18 protein-coding genes are annotated in these 22,136 nt (G+C 65.9%); 12 read left to right on the plus strand and 6 right to left on the minus strand.

The window, feature by feature from the left end:
• Nucleotides 1-111 precede the first annotated feature (111 nt).
• Entirely contained in the window at nt 112-2,403 is a 2,292-nt protein-coding gene (locus tag IM784_RS10045; protein WP_235976950.1) for a TonB-dependent receptor, read from the plus strand.
• A 198-nt stretch (nt 2,404-2,601) separates the two neighbouring features.
• On the opposite strand, the gene IM784_RS10050 is transcribed toward IM784_RS10045, so the two are convergent.
• Nucleotides 2,602-3,990, minus strand: a complete 1,389-nt coding sequence (locus IM784_RS10050; RefSeq protein WP_199555195.1) for a serine hydrolase domain-containing protein — start codon at nt 3,988-3,990, stop codon at nt 2,602-2,604.
• Nucleotides 3,991-4,251: 261 nt separating this feature from the next.
• Between IM784_RS10050 and IM784_RS10055 the strand changes: the two genes are divergently transcribed.
• Complete coding sequence (locus IM784_RS10055; protein WP_199555196.1) at nt 4,252-4,458, plus strand: cold-shock protein; 207 nt, start codon at nt 4,252-4,254, stop codon at nt 4,456-4,458.
• A 4-nt stretch (nt 4,459-4,462) separates the two neighbouring features.
• Entirely contained in the window at nt 4,463-4,729 is a 267-nt protein-coding gene (gene infA, locus IM784_RS10060) for a translation initiation factor IF-1 (RefSeq protein WP_199555197.1), read from the plus strand.
• A gap of 232 nt (nt 4,730-4,961) precedes the next feature.
• Here infA and IM784_RS10065 read toward each other — a convergent pair whose 3' ends face one another.
• Nucleotides 4,962-6,575 (minus strand): phytoene desaturase family protein, encoded by a 1,614-nt coding sequence (locus IM784_RS10065; protein ID WP_199555198.1) that lies wholly within the window; start codon nt 6,573-6,575, stop codon nt 4,962-4,964.
• Nucleotide 6,576: 1 nt separating this feature from the next.
• Nucleotides 6,577-7,752 carry an aromatic ring-hydroxylating oxygenase subunit alpha gene (locus tag IM784_RS10070; RefSeq protein WP_199555199.1) on the minus strand — a complete coding sequence of 392 codons (1,176 nt, stop codon included), beginning with the start codon at nt 7,750-7,752 and terminating at the stop codon, nt 6,577-6,579.
• Nucleotides 7,753-7,822: 70 nt separating this feature from the next.
• On the opposite strand from IM784_RS10070, the gene betI reads away from it, so the two are divergent.
• Nucleotides 7,823-8,437 (plus strand): transcriptional regulator BetI, encoded by a 615-nt coding sequence (gene betI / locus IM784_RS10075; protein WP_199555200.1) that lies wholly within the window; start codon nt 7,823-7,825, stop codon nt 8,435-8,437.
• A gap of 50 nt (nt 8,438-8,487) precedes the next feature.
• On the opposite strand, the gene IM784_RS10080 is transcribed toward betI, so the two are convergent.
• Complete coding sequence (locus tag IM784_RS10080; protein ID WP_199555201.1) at nt 8,488-8,646, minus strand: hypothetical protein; 159 nt, start codon at nt 8,644-8,646, stop codon at nt 8,488-8,490.
• A gap of 72 nt (nt 8,647-8,718) precedes the next feature.
• Here IM784_RS10080 and IM784_RS10085 point away from each other — a divergent pair, with 72 nt between their 5' ends.
• On the plus strand, nt 8,719-9,414 hold the full coding sequence (locus IM784_RS10085; RefSeq protein WP_199555202.1) for a TetR/AcrR family transcriptional regulator: 696 nt from the start codon (nt 8,719-8,721) through the stop codon (nt 9,412-9,414).
• Here IM784_RS10085 and IM784_RS10090 read toward each other — a convergent pair.
• Nucleotides 9,411-9,788 (minus strand): TetR family transcriptional regulator, encoded by a 378-nt coding sequence (locus IM784_RS10090; protein ID WP_199555203.1) that lies wholly within the window; start codon nt 9,786-9,788, stop codon nt 9,411-9,413. The genes IM784_RS10085 and IM784_RS10090 overlap by 4 nt on opposite strands.
• A 116-nt stretch (nt 9,789-9,904) precedes the next feature.
• Between IM784_RS10090 and IM784_RS10095 the strand changes: the two genes are divergently transcribed.
• From IM784_RS10095 to IM784_RS10105, 3 genes are all read left to right on the plus strand, one after another.
• Nucleotides 9,905-11,476: a fatty acid--CoA ligase gene (locus IM784_RS10095; protein WP_235976952.1), complete on the plus strand. Its 1,572-nt coding sequence runs from the start codon at nt 9,905-9,907 to the stop codon at nt 11,474-11,476.
• A complete protein-coding gene (locus IM784_RS10100) occupies nt 11,476-12,675 on the plus strand; it encodes an acyl-CoA dehydrogenase family protein (protein ID WP_199555204.1) in 1,200 nt (399 codons plus the stop codon). Before IM784_RS10095 ends, IM784_RS10100 begins: the two co-directional genes overlap by 1 nt.
• Nucleotides 12,676-13,133: 458 nt before the next feature.
• Nucleotides 13,134-14,846, plus strand: a complete 1,713-nt coding sequence (locus tag IM784_RS10105) for an IlvD/Edd family dehydratase (protein ID WP_235977029.1) — start codon at nt 13,134-13,136, stop codon at nt 14,844-14,846.
• Here the strand turns inward: IM784_RS10105 and IM784_RS10110 are convergent.
• Nucleotides 14,843-15,580, minus strand: coding sequence for a FadR/GntR family transcriptional regulator (locus tag IM784_RS10110; protein WP_199555206.1), 738 nt, complete (start codon nt 15,578-15,580; stop codon nt 14,843-14,845). The genes IM784_RS10105 and IM784_RS10110 overlap by 4 nt on opposite strands.
• 130 nt (nt 15,581-15,710) lie before the next feature.
• On the opposite strand from IM784_RS10110, the gene IM784_RS10115 reads away from it, so the two are divergent.
• The 4 genes from IM784_RS10115 (at nt 15,711) to IM784_RS10130 (ending at nt 22,117) form a co-directional block, all read left to right on the plus strand.
• The gene (locus IM784_RS10115; RefSeq protein ID WP_199555207.1) at nt 15,711-17,285 is read left to right on the plus strand and encodes a sodium/sugar symporter; all 1,575 of its coding nucleotides are present in this window, start codon (nt 15,711-15,713) and stop codon (nt 17,283-17,285) included.
• Entirely contained in the window at nt 17,279-18,133 is an 855-nt protein-coding gene (locus IM784_RS10120) for a 2-dehydro-3-deoxygalactonokinase (protein ID WP_328799506.1), read from the plus strand. Before IM784_RS10115 ends, IM784_RS10120 begins: the two co-directional genes overlap by 7 nt.
• Nucleotides 18,130-18,759, plus strand: a complete 630-nt coding sequence (locus IM784_RS10125; RefSeq protein WP_199555208.1) for a 2-dehydro-3-deoxy-6-phosphogalactonate aldolase — start codon at nt 18,130-18,132, stop codon at nt 18,757-18,759. The genes IM784_RS10120 and IM784_RS10125 overlap by 4 nt, the downstream gene beginning before the upstream one ends.
• A gap of 325 nt (nt 18,760-19,084) precedes the next feature.
• Nucleotides 19,085-22,117 (plus strand): TonB-dependent receptor, encoded by a 3,033-nt coding sequence (locus IM784_RS10130; RefSeq protein WP_235976954.1) that lies wholly within the window; start codon nt 19,085-19,087, stop codon nt 22,115-22,117.
• Nucleotides 22,118-22,136 lie beyond the last annotated feature (19 nt).

Below are 22,136 nucleotides of genomic sequence, written 5' to 3' on the forward strand. Positions count from 1 at the left end.
CTCGAATCAGCTGGGTTCGGGTTGCTTGCCCGCCCCTTACTGATCGGTTAGGAAGCCCCCATAGGACTGCGCCGCACATTGGAAGATGGCGCGCCCGGGAGGAGTTACAACTTGAACATTCGCTTCTGGCTTACCGCCAGTGTGGCCGCACTTGTGCCCGTCATGCCCGCACGCGCGCAGACCACCGAAACCTCCGGCGACGGCCTCGAGGACATCATCGTCACCGCCCAGCGCCGCAGCCAGGACCTGCGCGACGTGCCGATCTCGATCACCGCCGCCAATGCCGAAACGCTGGCCAACGCCCGGGTGGACAATGTCTCCAACATCCAGGCGATCAGCCCCTCGATCAGCTTCCGGGTGACCAACATCGCCTCCTCGTCGGCCAACCTCATCATCCGGGGCCTCGGCACCACCGGCAACAGCCGCTCGTTCGAAGGCTCGGTCGGCGTCTTCATCGATGGCGTCTATCGCACCCGCGCCGCCGCCGCGCTCAACAACTTCCTCGACATCGACAATCTGCAGGTGCTGCGCGGCCCGCAGGGCACGCTGTTCGGCAAGAACACCACGGCCGGCGCGCTGCTGCTCACCTCCGCTGCCCCCTCGCTCGATGGTCAGAGCGGGCTGCTGGACGTGACCGCCGGCAACTACCACACGGTGATCGCACGCGGTGCCGTCAACCTGCCGGTGAACGACAAGCTAGCCGTGCGTATCGCCGCCATGAGCTCGCTGCAGGATGGCTTCTACACCGATTCCACCAGCGGCCGGCCACTGAACAACAACTTCTCCTACGCCGCCAAGGGTCAGATCCTGTTCGAGCCGGTGGAAACCGTCTCCATCCGCCTCATCGCCGACTATTCCAAGAGCGAGGGCGACTGCTGCTATGCGACGTCCAACTATATCGACGGCCCGACGCAGCCGCTGATCAACGCGCTGACCCTCGCCAACGGCCGCAAGCTGCCCTCCACCAAGCTGGGTGATTTCGAAGCCACCCTCAGCACCAACGGCGACCAGGAGATCGAGGACTACGGCGGTACCCTGCTGGTCGATGTCGACGTCGGCGACGACACCATCAAGTCCGTCACCGCGCTCCGCTGGTTCAAAGTCGGCCAGGTCGACATGGACGCCGAATTCTCCGGAGCCGACATCCTGATCCTCGATGAAACCTTCCGCAGCAAGTTCTTCTCGCAGGAACTGACCTTCAACGGCCACATCTCGTCGCTGAACACCGATTATGTGCTGGGCGCCTTCTTCTCTGACGAGCGCATAAACATGAGCCGCGACATCGATTGGGGCAAGCAGGCGCAGGTCTATTGGAACACGCTGCTGGCAGCGCAGGGCCTGCCGCCGGGCACCGGCAAGGCCGCAGCCGGCCTTGTCGCCGCCGAAGCCATGCGCGGCACGTCCAAGTCCTACGCCGGTTTCGCCCACGCCAACGCCGATCTCGGCGGCGGCTTCAGCCTGCTCGCCGGCATCCGCTATTCGGTCGAGGAAAAGACCGGCTCGTTCGACTATGATTATTACGATCCGTCGCCCAACGCGGTCTTCAGGGTGCTCGGTGTCTCACCCGGCCCGTCCTACGACGACAGCCGCACCTCCAAGGCGTTCAGCGGCACCTTCGGCGGCCAGTTCAAGCCGAACGACGACGTGATGCTCTATGCAACCTACAACCGCGGCTTCAAGGCGGGCGGCGTCAACATGGACTCCAACGGCGCCGGCACGGTGCTCAACAACCCGGCTATCGTGCCCGGAGCCGTTCCGCTGGACCCCACCTACGATCCGGAAACGGTCAACGCCTATGAAATCGGCGCCAAGACCGAATATTGGGGCGGCCGCGCCCGCACCAACATCTCGTTCTTCTACTATGACATCAGCAACATGCAGGTGGCCCAGTTCGTCGGCCTGCGCTTCACCGTGCTGAACGCCAAGTCGGCCAAGGATTACGGCGTCGAGATCGAGAACACCTTCAAGCTCAGCGACGCGCTGATCCTTAACCTCGACGGCACCTGGATCCCCGAGGCGAAGATGGGCGAAGATGCCAACATCGATCCCGTCCTCTCCGGTCAACGCTTCCGCTTCGCGCCGAAGTTCCAGGGCAATGCCGCGATCAACCTCGACACGCCGCTCAACGACGACATGAACCTCGTCGGCCGGGTGCAGTACCAGTATAGCGGGCCGCAATATATCAACACGGCCTCGCTCGCCCGCCGCGATGCCGTCGGCCTCGTCAACGCCAACCTCGGCATCCGCCTGCATTCGGGCGTGACGGCAGAAGTCTGGGCACAGAATCTCTTCGACGAGATCTACCCCTCGCAACTGTTCGCCACCCCGCTGCAGACCGGCGACCAGAACGCCTATCTGGCGCCGCCGCGCACCTTCGGCGTGCGTTTCCGCGCAACCTTCTGATGCGTTCCTCCGGGGAGAGTTCACCTCTCCCCGGAATGACCGGCCCGGCCACGCCCATCCGCCGCGCGCCCGAAAAGGCGCCTTCCCTCCCCCGGAACAGGATCGGTGCGGCCGGGCCGCGCTACCAGGGCTGGTGATGTCAGGCTATCGGGCCGGCACCTGCTCTCCGGGGTAGGGCAGGGCGAACCCGGCGATAGGCTAGTCTTCCTTGCGGTTTTCATACGGCGCGGTCACGCCCAGCGCCGGGAAAACAGCCTTCAGAAACCGCTCCTGATCCCAGGCGGAGCGATCCGGCTGAAAGCCCAGCCGCACGATCACCGTGCGGGTTTCGGGCACGATGGTCACATATTGCCCGGCATAGCCCGCCAGCTCCAGCGTCCGCCCCTTCTGCCCGGGCACGCCACCGCGGAAACAGGTCTGGGTGGAATAGCGCCCGCCTGAAAGCGCCGTCGGCGTCGACATCCGCGCCACCCATTCGGCGGGAACCACCTGCCTGCCGTTGGCCATGCCACCGTCCGCCAGCATCAGCCCAAAGCGCGCCCAGTCCAGCGCGCCGGCAAAGACGAAGGTGGAGCCGATGAAATCGCCCCCGGCATCCTGCTCGAAGATGGCGGTTCGCATGCCCAGCGGGTTGAACAGCGCGTTGCGGGGGAAGGCATCCCATTGCGCGTCGCTCAGGCCGGATTTCAACCGCGCTACCCGCATCAGGATGTTGGTGTCGCCGCTCGAATAATACCAGCGCGTGCCGGGCGGATCGCGCTGCGGCTTGCCCGCGGCAAACAGCGAGGCGGAGTTTTCCGCATAGAGCATCTGCGCCGGATCGCCGCCGGGGCCATAGTCCTCGTTGAAGCCAAGGCCGGATTCCATGTTCAGCAGATTGTCGATGCTGATGGCGCGGCGCGGGTCCTTCGGATCGACGGTCCATTCCGGCAGCAGACCGGTGTCGGCGACGGCAAGCTTCCCCTGCGCGGCAAGGATGCCGACCAGCGCCGAGGAAATCGTCTTCGCCATGGAGGCGGAATATTGCGGCGTGTTGGGGGTAAAGCCCCGCGCACTCACCGAACGCACCAGCTCTCCATTGTGGATGATGACGATGGAGCGGGTGACCGGATCGACCGCCGGATTGCCATAGCTGCCGGTGCGAAAGGCGGCGGCGATCGCAGCATCGAGCGCCGCCGGGTTGGCGATCTTTGGCGGCACGGGCGAAACCGTGTCGCCCGCCGGCCAGGGGCGCGGATCGATGGGCATGTTGGACGGCGTGCCAGGCCCTTCTCCGGGGCGGGCGACGGCACAGCCCAGCCCGGGGGTGTGGCCCGCCGTCATCGAGTTCATGCCCAGAGGCCCGGCGGAAACCTCGCCCGCTTCCCGGTCCACGCTCGCCTTGATCAGGCCCAGCCGGGAATCCAGCGACTTCCCGAGCTCAAAGGGCCGCACATCCTCTTCACTTCGCCCCTGCACAAAGATGGCGGTGCACAGTGTCCGGGCGACAAGGCCGGAAGCGACCGGCAGGGCATCGACGGTTTCCTGAACCTTGCCGCACGAGGCAAGCGTGAGGAGAAGGGCGGCTGCGGGGATCAGGCTGCGCATGGAGGCGGAACCTAGCGTTGCGACCAGGGCTTTGAAAGCCACCCGCAGTGCCGATATCGCGCCGCTCTTGCCATTTTGCGACAAAACGCCCATGTAGGGGATGCTGACGTCGGTTGAGACGAAGCTTGAGTGTCTGTTAGAGCCCGGTATTCCTTGCGAATAGAGTGGCTTTCCCTAGGTCGAAGTCTTCCTTTCATCGCTACCTCGCTCCCCCTGCAATTTGCGGGACGGAACTCATGTGTTCGCGGAAAGGACACCAAAATGCTGACAGGTACTGTCAAATTCTTCAACGCCGACAAGGGCTATGGCTTCATCGCCGCCGAAGACGGTTCGGGTGACAGCTTCGTGCATATCACCGCTCTGGAAGCTGCGGGCTTGCAAACGCTCGATCGCGACCAACGCGTGACCTACGAGCTGGAACAGGATCGTCGCGGCAAGATGTCGGCCGTCAACGTGAAGCTCGCCTGAGCCTGTGGCAAAGGAAGAGCTGCTCACGATGGATGGGCAGGTCGAGGAAATTCTTCCGGACGGACGCTTCTTCGTTCGTCTGGAGAATGACCATCGCATCATTGCCTATACGGCCGGAAAGATGCGCAAGCATCGCATCCGGTCAGTGGTCGGGGATCGCGTCATTGTCGAAATGACGCCCTACGACCTTGAGAAAGGCCGCATCATCTTCCGTGAAAAGACGGTGGGCGGCGGCGGCGGCGGACCTCGCAAGGGGCCATTCCGGCGCTGAATACACATAACTTGAACAGAAGAGGCGCGCACGAAACGCGCCCTTGGGAATGACATGCAAATTGAAATGAACCGTCCGGCCAAGGCCGGGCAACGCGCCGCCAATGCGGCGCGGCAAAACCGGGTGCAAGGCACCCTCAGCCGGCGCGAACTGCGCCGCATCGTCGCCGAAATGGTCGACTGAAAATCGCGATCGGGCTTCGAGGCGGGGCGGGTTCCAAACCCCGCACCCCTCAAGCCCGGCGCAACAAGCGCCCGAACAAGCTCCGATCCGCGAGAATCTCGTGCGCTGCGTTATACCCCGGCGCGCCGGTAACGCCGCCGCCGGGATGCGTGCCGGAGCCGCACATATAGAGCCCGTCGATCGGGCTGCGGTATTCGCCATATCCCAGGATCGGCCGCGCCGACCACAGCTGGTCCAGGCTCATGCGGCCGTGGAAGATGTCGCCGCCGATCAGGCCGAACTTGCGTTCAAGGTCGAGCGGCGAGTGGATCTGCCGGGCGATGATGCTGGACTTGAAGTTGGGCGCGTGCCGGGTCACGCAGTCGATGATATGGTCGGCGGCTTCCTCGCGGGCATCGTCCCAGCTGCGGCCATCCGGCAGCTCGGGGGCAAACTGCTGGCAGAACAGGCTGGCGATATGCATGCCTTCCGGCGCCAGCGACGAATCGACGGTCGTCGGCAGCTTCATCTCGACGATGGGCTGCTTCGACCAGCCGCCGATCTTCGCGTCGGTGAAGGCGCGGTCCATATAGTCCAGCGTCGGGGCGATGATGATCCCGCTGGTGTGGTGCTCGGCCTTTTCCTTGCCGGGCAGCACGGAGAAGTCGGGCAGTTCCGACAGCGCAAGGTTCATGCGGAAGGTGCCGGACCCGGTGCGGAAGGTGGCCATGCGCCGCACGAAGTCGGCGGGCAGGTCGCTCTCCTTCACCAGCTTCCTGTAGAGAAGCGCAGGGCCCACGTTGGCGGCAACGATATCGGCGGCGATCTCCTCGCCGCCCACCAGCTTCACGCCCACGGCCTTGCCCCCGCTCACGAGCACCTCGGCGACAGGCGATTCCAGGCTGATTTCCACGCCGGCCAGTTCGCAGGCCTTCGCCATCGCCTGGGTGATGGCGCCCATGCCGCCCACGCTATGGCCCCACATCCCCTTCTTGCCGTTCACTTCCCCGAACACATGGTGGAGGAGCACATAGGCGGAGCCCGGCGTATCGGGGCTGGCATAGTTGCCGACGACGGCGTCGAAGCCGAACGCCGCCTTCACGGCATCGCTTTCATACCAGCCGTCCAGGAAATCGCGCGCCGAGCGCACGAACAGGTCCAGCACATCGCGCTGCGCCTCGATATCCAGCCCCAGGATCGGCCGCCCCTGAGAGGCCGCGGCCAGCAGCGCGCGCACACCGCCACCTGCGTTCGGCGGCGTCTTCAGCGAAATCGCCCGCAGCACTTCGGCGACACCTTCCAGCGCTTCCTCATAGGCCGGGAAAGTCTCGGCGTCCTTCTTCGAGAAACGGGCAAACTCCGCCTGCGTCCGCGCCGTGCCGCCGCCCAGCTTCAGATAGTCGCCGTCCATCGGGAAGAAATTGGAGATGGTGCGCTCGATGATGCGGAAGCCATGGTCGGCCAGCTTCATGTCGGCGATCACCTTCGGCCTCAGCAGGCTGACGGTATAGCTGGCGGTAGAGTTGCGGAATCCGGGGGCGAACTCCTCGGTCACGCAGGCGCCGCCGATGATGTCGCGCGCTTCCAGCACCCGCACCTTCAGCCCGGCGCGCGCCAGATAAAAGGCGCAGACGAGGCCATTGTGCCCGCCGCCGAGGATTACGGCATCGTATTTTTTCGTCATGTCAGGCGCCCTGCAGATGGCGGCGGCTCCAGCCCGGAGCCGGCGGATGATGGAGGCGCGCCTCCGGGATAAGATTGCGGAGCTTCGACGCAAAACTGCGCAGGCAGACTTCACTTTCAGACAGCGGTCCCACGGTAAAGCGCTCGGAGGCCATGCCCGCCTGTACCCGGCTCACCAGCTCGGTATCCTCGGCGTTCACCAGCCGGTTCACCCGGCCGTTGGCATAGCGCGCCGCGCGCATCTCGCGCCGGTCGTCTGGCAGCGCGTAGCTGATCTCGCGCAGCACCGTCGTCGTCGGCCCGACAGGCAGGAACTGCATGAAATCGATCTGGTCTGCATAGATATCAAAGGCGATGTTGGGCCACAGCTTGATATACCACCAATGCTTCTGCTTCTCCGGCGGCAGGTGCGGCACATGCGGCAGGAAGCGGTGATAGACCCGCTCCGACCAGCTCGCCCCCTTGCCCGGCTCCAGCAGCGGCCCGCCCAGCCAGTCGGACCATTTCGCGGCCTTCGTCACATAGTTCGGCCCGAACATCCGCTTCAGCCCGGGATGTGCCGGCAGGATGTGGAGATTGTCGGAATAATTGTCGCAGAGATTCTTCCAGTTCACCTCGCGGCGGCGGCGGCGCACGGGCGCCAGCGGCTGCATGTCCTCGAAACGATAAGGCGCCACTTCCGCATCCCAGGGCGCCATCATCTCGGCAACACCCGGCAAACCGCCGGCCAGCCGCACGAACACAAATCCGCGCCAAATTTCCAGCTCCACCGGCGAAAGCCCGTGCGTGGCCATGTCGAACGGCGGGTAGGAGGATTTCATCGGCACGCCCGACAAGCGACCGTCCAGCTCATAGACCCAGGCGTGATACGGGCAGACCAGCTTCTTCGCGCAGCCGGAATCCCCATCGACCAGCCGAGAGCCGCGGTGCCGGCAGACATTGGTAAAGGCGCGCGGGCTACCGTCCTCGCCGCGCACGACAAGAATGTTCTCGCCCAGGAATTCCAGGCTCTGCCAGTCCCCCACATTCGGGATGTCGTTCAGATGGCAGACGATCTGCCAGGACGGCCGCATCACCCGCGCGCACTCGGCCGCATACCATTCCGGGTCGCGATAGATCCACGCCGGCAGCGACCAGCCGGCATCCGGATCTGCTGTTTCGTCAAGCTGCGAGGCCATTATCCGCTCCGTTGTTGCACAGATGTATAACAAGCTCGCGTGGCCGGCGCAATGCTGCTACACGGGACAAATGTCGTCCCGCGCTCCGTTCGTCCGCGATCCGGACAATCGCCGCCAGTCGCTGATAGAAGCCTGTGCCGCCGGCCTCGCCGAGGATGGCGCAACGGGGGTTTCCGTCCGCAGCATATGCGCCCGCGCCGGGGTCTCGCCGGGGCTGCTGCGCCACTATTTCGCCGGCATCGACGAGCTGATCGCCGCAACCTACGTCCATGTCGCAGCACAGGTGAGCGAGGCGCTCGCCACCGCCGTCGAGGCCGCCGGCGGCGATCCCCGCGCCCGCCTCAGCGCCTATGTAACCGGCAGCTTCGCCCCACCGATATCCGCGCCGGAGCTGCTGGCGACCTGGCTCGCCTTCTGGAGCCTGGTGAAGACAAGGCCCGACATCGCCGCCCTGCACCGGCAGATCTACACGGCCTCCCTTTCGGAACTGGAAGAGCTGCTCCGCGCAGCCGGCGCTCCCGCCGCCGAAGCCCGGACCGCCGCCATCGCCGTCACCGCCCTCGTCGACGGCCTCTGGCTCGAACTCTCGCTCGATGCCGGCGCCTTCACCTCGGCCGATGCCTGCGCCATGGCCGAACGCTGGCTGTCAGGCTGGCTTGGTCGCGAGGATCCGCTGCTGCGCTGAAGCCGACAGCCAGGAGAAATCGCCCGGCAGCGCCAGGCGGTCCGCCAGTGTCAGATCCCAATCAGCGCAATCGGATTCCGGAACACCCGCCACTGGATGCCGTCCGGCGGCACCAGCGATGGCTCACCCACCGGATTGCGGAAATCGAAGCTCAGCTCGCGGGCGCCGTCGGCCTTCCCGGCCGGAGAAATCTGCTCCTGTGCGTTCATCCGACACGCCTCCACACGAGCCTATCAACTGATAGGCTATGCCGCAAGCCAGTTCATGCTATGCAAATCCCCATGGAATCCGCAGCCGCCGCCACCGCCACACCCCCCGGCACGCGCGCCCCGCTCCACCAGCCCGCGCCAGACGCCACCGCCCGCCGCATCCTCGAAGCCGGCATGCGCGCCTTCGCCCGCGAAGGCTATGCCGGCGCCACCACCCGCATGATCGCCGCAGCCGCCGGCGTGACGCTTCCGGTGATCGCCTACCACTACGGCAACAAGGAAGGCCTGCACCGCGCCTGCGCCGAGGCGATCGTCGGCTCCTACCGCGAACATATGCTGCCGCTGGTACTGGGCGCCCGCCGCGCGGCAGACACGCAGAGCCTGTCGTCCAGTGCCGCCGCCGTCCTGCTCGGCCAGCTGCTCGATGCGCTGGTCTCCGCCATCGCCGCAGACCCCGAACAGCGCCTCGGCACCGATTTCGTCCTGCGCGAGATGACCGAGCAGGGCCCGGGCTTCTCCCTCCTCTACCAGGAGCTGTGGCAGCCCGGCATCCTGCTGGTCGCCGATCTCCTCGCCATCGCCCGCGGCCACCAGTCTGCCGGCGAACAGGAACGCACCGGGGCGCTGATGCTGCTCGCCTCGCTCACGGCCTTCACCACCCAGGCGCCGATCTCGCTGCCGGTGATGGGCTGGCAGGATCTGGGCGAAAGCCACCGCAGCAACATCGCCGCGCTGGCAAGGCAATTGCTGGCCGGACTGATCGCCTAAGCCAGCAGCCCGCGCAGAAGGATCTCGACCGTCTGCTCCCGATAGCGGATGTGCATCTCCGGATCGGCATTGGGAATGCCGCCAAACACCGCCGACAGCGTGAAGCGGTTGGAATAGAGCCCGTCCGCCGCACCGATGGTATTGAAGTAGAACAGCTTCGGGTCGATCGGCCGGAACGCGCCACTGGCCACCCCCTCCGCAATGATTCGCGCCTGCGCATGGGCAATCGGCTGCAGCAGCCCCTCGGCCACATGCTTCACCCGCAGCGGATCGGCCACCCGCACCAGCAGCCCTTCCTTGCTGCCGAAGAAATAGCGGATCATCGCATGGTTCACCCCGGCGCGGGCGGCAATGGCGACAATGCCGATATCCATCGTGTCCGCGGCGCTTCAACTTCCAGGGGCGGCACCCCTGCGAATGAACAGGCGCAGTTGCCGCCGGCTTGTACCATCAAGTGCAGGCCGGCGGAGGCCTGAGGGAGAGAATTGAGATGGCGAAGGTGAATTTCGAGCGGATGCACACGCTGGGCGACATAGTCCGCGTCCACGCCGACGAACGGCCCCAGGCGATCGCCTTCGAGTTCGAAGGCCGCTCCACCACATTCGCCCAGCTGAACGCCCACACCAACCAGATCGCCAACGCCCTCCTTGCCGCCGGCGTCCGGCAGGGCCAGCGCATCGCCTATGTCGGCAAGAACAGCGACCAGTATTTCGAACTGCTGCTGGGCGCCGCCAAGGCCGGCATCGTCATGGTCCCCGTCGGCTGGCGCCTCGCCCCGCCCGAGATCGCCTACATCGTCGAAAATGCGGAGGCGCAGATCCTCTTCGTCGGCCCGGAATTCGTCGATCTGGTAAAGGTCCACGCGGCAACGCTGGGCGACACCCGGCCCGTGATCGCCACCGAAACCCCGGCCTTCGAAGCCTGGCGCGACGCCCAGCCCGCCAGCGAACCCGCCGCAACGGTCAAATCCTCCGACGTCACCATCCAGCTCTACACCTCGGGCACCACCGGCAAGCCCAAGGGCGCTATGCTCACGCACGACAATCTGCTCACCGGCCGCAAGATCAGCATGGCGAACCCCATGCCATGGAACGACTGGGGCCCCGACGACATCAGTCTCGTCGCCATGCCCGTCGCCCACATCGGCGGCACCGGCTGGGGCCTCGTCGGCCTCGTCAACGGCGCCAAGGGCATCGTCGCCCGCGAATTCGATCCGCTGAAGGTGCTCGACTATATCGAGCACGACAAGGTGTCGAAGATGTTCATGGTGCCTGCCGCGCTGCAGATCGTCGTCCGCCAGCCGCGCGCCCGCGAGATCGACTACAGCCGGATGAAATATATCCTCTACGGCGCCTCCCCCATCCCGCTCGACCTGCTGCGCGAATGCATGGAGGTGTTCGGCTGCGGCTTCTGCCAGCAATATGGGATGACAGAGACGACAGGCACCATCGTCTACCTGCCCCCCGAAGACCACGACCCCGCCGGCAACCAGCGGATGCGCGCCGCCGGCCTGCCGCTCCCCGGAGTCGAGATCAAGGTGGTCGACGCCGACGGCAACGAGCTCCCGCGCGGCGAGGTCGGCGAAGTCGCCACGCGCAGCTACGCCAACATGGCCGGCTACTGGAAGCTCGACGAAGCGACCAGGGCCACCGTCGCCGAAGACGGCTGGCTGCGCACCGGCGACGCCGGCTACATGGACGCGGACGGCTATCTCTTCATCCAGGACCGGGTGAAGGACATGATCATTTCCGGCGGCGAGAATGTCTATCCGGCGGAAGTCGAAAGCGCCGTATACGGCCACCCGGCCGTCGCCGAAGTCGCCGTGATCGGCGTCCCCGACGAGAAATGGGGAGAGGCGGTAAAGGCCGTCGTCGTCGCCAGGCCCGGCATGACGATCGACCCGGAAGACATCATCGCCTTCGCCCGCAGCCGCATCGCCTCGTTCAAGGCGCCGAAGTCGGTCGACATCATCGCCGCCCTTCCCCGCAACGCCTCGGGCAAGATCCTCCGCCGCGAACTGCGCGAGCCCTATTGGGCGGGCAAGACCCGCAGGGTGAACTGATGCAGCCCGATCTCGCATCTGCGGACTTCTCGAAAGAGGACCTCGCCTTCCGCGACGAAGTCCGTGCCTTCCTGGCCAGCGAACTGACACCCGAACTGCGCGAGGCAGGCGCCCGCCAGACCTCCGTCTTCATCGACAAGCAGTGGAACCTCGCCTGGCAGGCGATCCTGCACAAGCGCGGCTGGGTCGCCCCCGACTGGCCCGTCGAATATGGCGGCACCGGCTGGAGCGAAACCCGGCGCTGGATCTTCGCCAGCGAATGCGCCGCGGCATCGGCCCCGTCGCTCGCGCCGCAGGGCCTGAAGATGGTCGCCCCCGTCCTCATGCGCTACGGCACCCCCGGGCAGAAGGCGCACTATCTCCCCCGCATCCTCTCGGGAGAGGACTACTGGTGCCAGGGCTACAGCGAGCCCGGCTCCGGCTCCGATCTCGCCAGCCTGCGCATGGCCGCCGTGCCCGATGGCGATGATTACATCCTCAACGGCTCCAAGATCTGGACCACCCACGCCCATTTCGCCAACCGCATCTTCTGCCTCGTCCGCACCTCCACCGCCGGCAAGCCGCAGGAGGGCATCACCTTCCTGCTGATCGACATGGAGACGCCGGGCATCACCGTCCGCCCCATCCTCTCGCTCTCGGGCGATCACGACCTCAACGAAGTCTTCTTCGACGATGTCCGCGTGCCGCAGGCCAACCGCGTCGGCGCCGAGAACGATGGATGGACCGTGGCCAAGGTTCTCCTCGAATTCGAACGCGGCGGCCGCGCCTCGGCAGGCCTGAAGGCCGGCCTCAGGCGCGTGAAGGAACAGGCTTCGGGCGAAGGCGTGCTTTCAGACCCGGCCTTCCGCCGCCGCTTCGTCGAGATGGAAATCACCCTCTCCGCCATAGAAGCCACCGAACAACGCATCCTCTCCGCCGTCACCGGCGGCAAGAATCCCGGCCCGCTCTCCTCCCTGCTCAAGGTGCAGAGCACCGAGGCGATGCAGAAGATCGACGAACTCGGGATAGAAGCTGCCAGCCTCTACGGCTCGGTCGAGCAAACCGCGGCCCGCCAGCCGATGAGCCAGCTCCCCACCGTCGGCCCCGAACACAGCCTCACCGCCATGCCGCGCTACTATAATAACCGAGCCGCCAGCATCTACGGCGGCTCCAACGAAATCCAACGAAACCTGATGGCAAGGCTTCTGCTGGGCCTATAGGGCGCTGCCCGGGCAGGAACGGGGGGGAGGATCAGACATCCACACCTGCTGATAGCCACCCATCACCTGACCACCCATCACCCACTCAGGCTGAGCCTCCACCCACCCAGGCTTAGCTGCCACCCACTCAGGCTGAGCCTCCACCCACTCAGGCTGAGCCTCCCCCTACTCAGGTTTAGCCTCCCCCCGCTCAGGCTGAGCTTGTCGAAGCCCAAAGGCCTCGGCCGCTTCCGCCTTTTATCATATTAATCTCTTTCTAAACACAAACCCCCACGCTATCACCCGACCGCAGGCAGAATAACAACGCTGCGGGAGAGACCATGGGACCCAATGGAGACGAACCGGCAGCCGACGGCGCACGCCTGCCATCCCGCGCAGCCGCACGTCTGCCATCCCGCGCAGCCGCGCGCCCGCCACTCCGCTCCCGCGCCTGGTTCGACAACCCCGAAAACCCCGACATGACCGCGCTCTACATAGAGCGCTACCTGAACTACGGCCTCAGCCTCGAAGAACTGCAATCCGGCCGCCCCATCATCGGCATCGCCCAGACCGGCTCCGACCTCGCCCCCTGCAACCGCCACCACATCGTGCTGGCAGATCGCGTGAAGCAGGGCATCCGCGAAGCCGGCGGCATCGCCATCGAATTCCCCGTCCACCCGATCCAGGAAACCGGCAAGCGCCCCACCGCCGGCCTCGATCGCAACCTCGCCTATCTCGGCCTCGTAGAGCTGCTGCACGGCTATCCGATCGACGGCGTCGTCCTCACCATCGGCTGCGACAAGACCACGCCCGCCTGCCTGATGGCGGCCGCCACCATGAACATCCCGGCCATCGCGCTGTCCGTAGGCCCCATGCTCAACGGCCATTTCAAGGGCGAGCGCACGGGCTCCGGCACCATCATCTGGAAGGCACGCGAAATGCTCGCTGCCGGCGAGATCGACTACAAGGGCTTCATCGCCCTCGTCGCCTCCTCGGCCCCCTCCACCGGCTTCTGCAACACCATGGGCACGGCGACGACGATGAACGCGCTCACCGAGGCGCTTGGCATGTCGCTACCCGGCTCCGCCGCCATCCCCGCCCCGCACCGCGACCGCCAGCAATGCGCCTGGGAAACCGGCCGTCAGATCGTGGAAATGGTGGAAACCAACCGCCGCCCGTCCGACATCCTCACCCGCGCTGCCTTCCTCAACGCGATCCGGGTCAACTCGGCCATCGGCGGCTCCACCAACGCGCCGATCCACCTGAACGCCATCGCCCGCCACATCGGGGTCGAACTCACGCTCGCCGATTGGGAAAGCCACGGCGCCGACATCCCGCTGCTGGTCAACATGCAGCCGGCGGGCGAATATCTGGGCGAGGATTTCTACCGCGCCGGCGGCGTCCCGGCGGTCATGGGCGAACTCCTCGCCGCCGGCCTGCTGGATGGCTCCGCCCTCACCGCCAACGGCAAGTCAGTCGCCGAAAACGTCGAGGCCGACCGCACGCAGGACGCCCGCGTCATCCGCCCGTTCGCCGATCCGCTGATGGAAAAGGCCGGCCTCACCATCCTCTCGGGCAACCTCTTCGACAGCGCCGTCATGAAGCGCAGCGTCATCACCCCGCAATACCGCGCCGCCTATCTCAGCAACCCGGACGATCCGGACGCCTTTGAGGCCACCGCCTTCGTCTTCGACGGCCCCGAAGATTATCATGCCCGCATCGACGATCCCTCGCTGGGCATCGACGAAAACAGCATCCTCATCATGCGCGGCGCCGGCCCGGTCGGCTATCCGGGCGGCGCCGAAGTGGTGAACATGCGCCCGCCCGCCGCCCTCATCCGCGCCGGCGTCCACGCGCTCCCCTGCCTCGGCGACGGCCGCCAGTCCGGCACCAGCGGCAGCCCGTCTATCCTCAACGCCTCCCCCGAAGCGGCCGTCGGCGGCGGCCTCAGCCTGATCCGCAGCGGCGACCGCGTCCGCGTCGACCTCGGCAAGCGCCGCGTCGACCTCCTCGTCAGCGAAGCCGAACTCGCCAGCCGCCGCATCGACGACAGCTACATCCCGGCCTCGCAGACGCCCTGGCAGGAAATCCACCGCAACCTCGTCGGCCAGTTCGAAACCGGCGCCGTGCTGGAAAACGCCGTCAAATATCAGCGCCTCGCCGAAAAGGGCCTACCGCGCGACAGCCATTAGGGCTCCACCCCCGGCACATCGGCGGCCTCGTCGATCAGTTCCAGCACATCGCCGATGATCCCCCGCATCGCCGCCCGCGCCGCTTCCGGATCGCCCTGCGCAATCGCCTCCGCCACCGCGCCATGATCGGCAACGCTCGCCGACCGTCCCTTGATCCGGTTGGTAAAGCGGATCGAGGTCTTCAAAGCCGTCGCCACCATCTGCCGGAACTGGTTGTAGAAGGGGTTCTGCGACGCCTGCAGCACCGCCACATGAAAGGCGATGTCCGCCTCCAGCGTATCGTCCAGCCCGCGCTCGGCCGCCTCCATCCGCGCCAGCCCCTCGCGGATCCGCTCCAGGTCGGCCGGCTCATGGTACCGCGCCGCCAGCGAAGCCGCCTCCGGCTCGATGGCGATCCTCAGCTCGTTGAAATGCCGCAACAGTTCGACGGAGAATTTCCGCTCCAGGATCCAGCGCAGCACATCGCTGTCAAACAGGTTCCAGGCGGCGGGCGGCTGCACGATCGTGCCCTGCCGCGGCCGCGCGCTCACCAGCCCCTTGGCGGTCAGCATCTTCACGGCTTCCCGCGTCACCGAGCGGCTGACGCCGTGCGCCTTCGCAATCTCCGCCTCGGTCGGGAAAGGCCGCGCTTCATAGCGCCCGGTCACGATCGCCCGCCCCAGCACGTCCAGCATGCCATGCGTCAGGTTGCGGCCCAGGCCTTCCCCTCCGTTCGCGTTGGCGTTGTTCGGCATGCTCTCCCTTGCAGCCGGCGGGCAATATCGCGTGGGCCGCGCCGATCTCTCTTTACTCCATCGTTTTGTCGTATAAATCAATCGACAAGCGCAAGCGCAAAAATGCGCCCCGCCGGGAGGGGAAGTGTCCGTGGGTCTTGCCACAATCGATCTGGTCGTCGTCGCCGCCTACGCCATCGGCATCTTCGCGCTCGCCCAATGGGTGTCCCGCGAAAAGGCCGGCCACGAACGCAACAGCACCGATTACTTCCTCGCGTCCAAGGCGTTGCCCTGGTGGGCCATCGGCGCCTCGCTCATCGCCGCCAACATCTCCGCCGAGCAGATCGTCGGCATGTCCGGCTCCGGCTATGCCATCGGCCTCGCCATCGCCTCCTATGAATGGATGGCCGCCGCCACGCTGCTGATCGTCGGCAAATGGTTCCTGCCGATCTTCCTCGCCAACGACATTCACACCATGCCGCAGTTCCTGAACGAACGATATGGCCCGCGCATCCGCACGCTGATGGCGGTGTTCTGGCTCGGCCTCTACATCTTCGTGAACCTCACCTCGATCATCTGGCTCGGCTCCATCGCCGTCTCCGGCGTCACCGGCCTCGACCAGACCATCGCCCTCATCGGCCTCGGCCTCTTCGCCCTCCTCTACCAGCTCTGGGGCGGGCTGAAGGCCGTCGCCATGACCGACATCGTGCAGGTGACGCTGCTGGTGCTCGGCGGCCTCATCGTCTCCGGCCTCACGCTCAACGAAATCAGCGGCGGGCAGGGCATCATCGCCGGCTTCCACCGCCTTACCGAACTGCAGCCCGGCCACTTCGACATGATCCTCTCCAGGGACCATCCCTTCTATCGCGATCTCCCCGGCCTATCGGTCGTCATCGGCGGCATGTGGATCGCCAACCTCAGCTACTGGGGCTTCAACCAGTATATCATCCAGCGCGCGCTCGCCGCGAAATCGCTGGCGGAAGCGCAGAAGGGCATCGTCTTCGCTGCCTTCCTGAAACTGCTGATGCCGGTCATCATCGTCCTGCCCGGAATTGCCGCCGTCGTGCTCGCACCGAATCTGGAGCGCCCCGATCAAGCCTATCCCACGATGATGCGCCTGCTGCCGCCCGGCCTGCTCGGCCTCGTCTTCGCAGCGCTGGTGGCGGCGATCATCGCGTCGACCGCCTCCAAGATCAACTCCATCGCCACCATCTTCACGCTCGATCTCTATGCGCAAAAAGGGGGCGCCCAGCGCCAGGACGTCTCCGAGCATCGCCTCGTCACCGTCGGCCGTACCGCCGCCGCGGTCGCGATCCTGCTCGCCATCGTCACCGCCCGGCCACTGTTGGGCAGCTTCGACCAGGCCTTCCAGTACATCCAGGAATATACCGGCTTCTTCACGCCGGGCATCGTCGTCATCTTCCTGCTCGGCCTGTTCTGGCCGCGCGCCACAGAGGCCGGCGCCCTTACCGCCGCGGTCGTTTCGTTCGGCGGCTCGCTGCTGCTGAAGTTCCTGGCGCCGGAAATCCCCTTCATCGATCGGATGGCCATCGTCTTCTTCGCTGCACTGGCGCTCGCCGTCATCGTCTCGCTGGCGCGCCCGCAACCGGCGGCGACCAACCGCATCGTCACCAGGGGGGTGTCCACCGCAACGCCGACCAGCTTCAACGTCGCGGCGCTCGCGGTCGTGGCGATCCTCATCGCCCTCTACGCCAGCTGGTGGTAAGCGGCGGCGCCTTCCTCGCCATCGACTGGGGCACCAGCAACCGCAGGGTCTGGCGCCTCGAAGGCGGCGACATCACCGCCACCGAACGCGACGGCAAGGGCGCCGGCCAGCTGAAGCCACAGGATTATCCCGCCGAGCTCGCCGCGATCCGCGCCCGGCTCGGCGACCTTCCCGTCCGTATCGCCGGCATGGCCGGTTCCACCGTCGGCTGGCGAGAAGCGCCCTATGCACCGCTGCCGGCCGGCCTCGCCGACCTTCGGGCGCGGCTGCTCCATGTCGACACCCGCACCGCCATCGTCCCCGGCGTGGCGGCAGCGGCAGACATCATGCGCGGCGAGGAAGTGCAGGTCCTCGGCGCCGTTGCAGCCGGCCTGGTGCCGCCGGATGCCCTCGTGGTGCAACCAGGCACCCACAGCAAATGGGCTAGGCTGGAGGGCGGCCGCATAGCCGATTTCACCACCGCGATGACCGGCGAGCTCTACGCCCTGCTGCGCCAGCACAGCCTGCTCGCCCGCCAGCTCGCCGGGCAAGACGCCACCCCCGGCACGGCCTTCCTCAGCGGTGTGGCAGAGGGCGCCCGCCGCGATCTGGCCGCCAGCCTCTTCTCCATCCGCGCCCGCAGCGTGCTGGGCCTCGCGCCGGATTCGGATGCCGCCTCCTATGCTTCCGGCCTGCTCATCGGCGCCGAAGTCGCAGCGCAAATGCCCAGCGGCGCACATGTCCACCTGCTCGCAAACCCGCCGCTTTCAACGCTCTATGCCACCGCCATCGAAGTGCTTGGCGGCAGCACCACACAGGTCGACAGCGAAACCGCCTTCCTCGCCGGCATCCGGGAACTGCAGCCATGACCTTCGAGCAAGCCTTCGCCCGGTTCCCGCTCGTCGCCATCCTGCGCGGCCTCACCCCCGAAACGGCAGATGCAATCGGCGACACGCTGGTCGAATCCGGCTTCACCCTGATCGAGGTGCCGCTGAATTCGCCGCGCCCCCTCGACAGCATCGAACGGCTGTCCAGCCGTCTCGGCACCGCCGCAGTCCTCGGCGCCGGCACCGTCCTCGATCCGGCCGATGTCGCCCGCGTGCAATCGGCCGGCGGCAGCCTCATCATCTCGCCCGATTGCAACCCGGCCGTCATCGCCGAAGCCGCCAGCCGCCAGCTCATCGGCATCCCCGGCATCGCCACCCCCAGCGAAGCCTTCGCGGCACTGCGCGCTGGTGCCACCGCGCTGAAGCTGTTCCCGGCAGAGGCAGCGTCGCCAGCCGTGCTGAAGGCGATGCGCGCCGTCCTCCCCACCGCCACCCGCGTCCTGCCGGTGGGTGGAATCACCCCCGCCAACATGGCGCCATGGCTGGCTGCAGGCGCCGCCGGCTTCGGCCTCGGCTCGGCGCTGTTCCGCCCCGGTCTGGAGCCATCGGAGGTCGCGACAAACGCCGCCGATTTCCGCACCGCCTGGGACAATCTCCGCCAGGCCTGAAGCGGCCTATTGTCTGATATTGCAGCGAACCATGGCAATCGCCCGACAGGCGACGATTGCCCGGAAGGCACTGATGCAAGGCGGCCACACCAACCGGCAGAAATGATTTATACGATAAACCTGTTTACAGTCACCGTTCAAAACGGTAGCGCTATCATTCGGAGTGGTGGTGGCTGATTCCGCCGGTGTATCTGCGGTCGGTCGCTAACGAAAAAATGCGGAATGAAACTGCGTCCGGATGGTCGGGCCACCCCCAAGGGGGCGCGTCGGATCCGGCACCGAAATCAATGTTGATGCGCCGCAAAGGCGTCAAGGGGAGTGGATAATGGCCAGTTTCGATCGGGATACCACAGTCGCATCCGGGGCTTCGGGCGGCGGCACCCGCCTGTTGCTGTCGGGCGCTTCCATCTGCGTGATGGCTGTCTCGCTGCTTGCCCTTCCGGCCCACGCGCAAACGGCGCCCGGCGTCGCCGCCGCGGCAGATGCCCCGGCTTCTCCGGGCGACGGCGAGGAAATCGTCGTCACCGGCCTGCGCGCCGCCGCCACCAACGCCCGCAACATCAAGAAGAACGCCGAGGTCATCGTCGATTCGGTGACCGCGTCCGATATCGGCTCGCTGCCGGACCGCTCCGTGTCCGAAGCCCTGCAGCGCATCCCCGGCGTCACCCTGCAACGCACCAACGAAAACCGCGATCCGGCCCGATTGGCCGCTGAAGGCGGCGGCATCTTCGTGCGCGGCCTCTCCTGGGTCCGCTCCGAGCTCAACGGCCGCGATACCTTCTCCGCCTCCAACGGCCGTTCGCTCAGCTTTGAGGATATTTCCGCCGATCTCGTCGCCGGGGTGGACGTCTACAAGAACCCGTCCGCCGACATGATCGAGGGCGGCGTCGGCGGCGTCGTCAACCTGCGCACCCGCAAGCCGCTTTCGGAAAGGGGCCAGATCATCGCCCTCTCCGGCGACTACAATTATGGCGACCTGCGCGGAAAGGGCTGGTTCTCCGGCAACGCCCTCTATTCCAACAAGTGGGATGTCTCCGGCGGCGAATTCGGTATCCTCTTCTCCGGCAGCATCAACAACATAGGCAACCGCACCGATTCCATCCAGCTCGGCCGCTACGAGCCGCTGACGCCGAATGCCACCAACGCCACACCCAACATGGTCGCCGGCACCACCTACTATATGCCCAACTCCGTCGGCTTCCGCCGCATCGACTGGGATCAGCGCCGCGTCGCCCTGAACGGCGTCGTGCAGGTGCGCCCGATCCCGGAAATGACCTTCACCTTCGAAGGCGTCTACGCCAAGGCCACCCCGCGCGACATCGAGAATGCCGTGGGCAGCGTCACCAATCCGGCCAGCATGACCAACCCGAACTACAAGTTCGACGATCGCAACGTGCTGGTGGAGGGCGAACTGACCGCCGAGCCGCTTACCTTCAACACCCGCTATGGCAAGCAGGACAAGGTTACCCAGGATTATTCGATCAACTGGTCCTACGATATCAGCGATCGATTCACGATCTCGGCGGATGTCCAGCGCGTGCATTCCACCGCCAAGATCCTCTCGATGACCTCCTTCACCCAGTTCGGCGTCAAGGAGGGCTTCTACAACGGCGCCCGCCCGACGATCAGCTGGGAAACCGGCGGCAACTCCCCCAGCATGACGGTGACCGAAGCCGGCGCTCCGCTCGCGGACAAGTCCAACTACTGGTGGGCCGCCGCGATGGACCATATCGAGGATAACGAGGCCGGTTCCTGGGCGCAGCGCGCCGACATCGACTACCGCTTCGACGAGGGCGGTTTCCTGAAGTCGCTGAAGGCCGGCGTCCGCTTCACCCAGAAGAACTCGATCACCCGCCAGACCGGCTGGAACTGGGCCCTGCTCAGCCAGCAGCAGTGGGGCGGCGGCCCCAATGCGGTATTCCTCGACGAACAGGGCAATCCGCCAAACGGCGACCTCCCTAATCAGGTCGAGCTGTTCAACTACAACAACTTCTTCCGCGGCAAGATCGCCGTCCCGACTGCCGGCTGGTTCGGCACCCCGGATCTCGTCCACAACAATGTCGCCGCCTATGACTATCTGAAGAGCACGCTGAGCGCCGGCTGGGGCTGGTCGCCGCTCACGCCGGCCAGCTACGAAACGGCAACCGGCGGCGCCGACAATGTCACCGGCGGCATCACCAACCAGGCCGAGGAAACCAAGGCCGCCTATGCGCTGCTGCGCTTCGGCTCGCCGGATTCCGGCGAAAGGGGCACTTTCGACGGCAACATCGGCATCCGCTACGTCCGCACCGACAACACCGCCACCGGCACGCTGATCGTGAACCCGGTGACCAACAGCCTGCCTGCCTGCATCGCCGCGCACCCGGGCAACCCGGCCGCCTGCCAGCCTCTGGCAGAAGCCGTCGCCTTCACCGGCGGCGGCGGCGGCATCCGGCTCGACGACCAGAGCTACAAGAACAAGTACGAAAACTGGCTGCCCACCTTCAACTTCCGCTATTTCGCAACCGACGAGGTGCAGCTCCGCTTCGCCATCGGCCAGGCGATGGTCCGTCCGAACTTCGCGCAGATGGTGCCGTTCAACTCGCTCAGCTTCAACTTCAACAGCGATGGCACACCGCCAGCCGTCGCCGCCCGCACGGGCACCGGCGGCAACCCCTATCTGAAGCCGACGATCGCCACCCAGATCGACTTCAGCGCCGAATGGTATCACGGCGCCTCGAACAGCCTCACGATCGCGCTGTTCTACAAGGACATCAAGGACTTCGTCTATGCAGGCGTCGCCCAGGAATCCTTCACCAACAACGGCCAGACGGTCACCTTCGACGTCACCCGCAACATGAACGGCCCCAGCGGCAAGGTGAAGGGCTTCGAACTCGCCGCCCAGCAGTTCGCCGATTTCCTGCCCGGCGGCTGGGCCGGCATCGGCATCCAGGCCAACTACACCTTCGTCGACTCCACCGGCGGCTCCAACCTCGCCGTCAACTCGCTCGATCCCAACCAGATCGTGAACGCCGATCGCCCGCTGCCGCTCGAAGGCATGTCGAAGCACAGCTTCAACCTCGCCGGCATGTATGAAATGTTCGGCATTTCCGCCCGCCTCGCCTACAACTGGCGCTCGAAATACCTGCTCACCACGTCGGCGGCGAACCTCAACGCCCCGGTCTGGTTCGAGGATTTCGGCCAGCTCGACGGCTCGCTGCAATATCAGTTCACCAAGAATCTGAAGGCCGGCATCCAGATCACCAACCTGCTCAACGCCCGCACCTACCTCGATGTCGGCGGCACCGATCTGCACCCGCGCTACAGCTGGACGGATACCGATCGGCGCATCGCCTTCCGTGCCAACCTGCTATTCTGATACCCACCCCGAACCCTGG

It is taken from the genome of Sandaracinobacteroides hominis (assembly GCF_016464365.1).
Taxonomy (GTDB): Bacteria; Pseudomonadota; Alphaproteobacteria; order Sphingomonadales; family Sphingomonadaceae; genus Sandaracinobacteroides; species Sandaracinobacteroides hominis.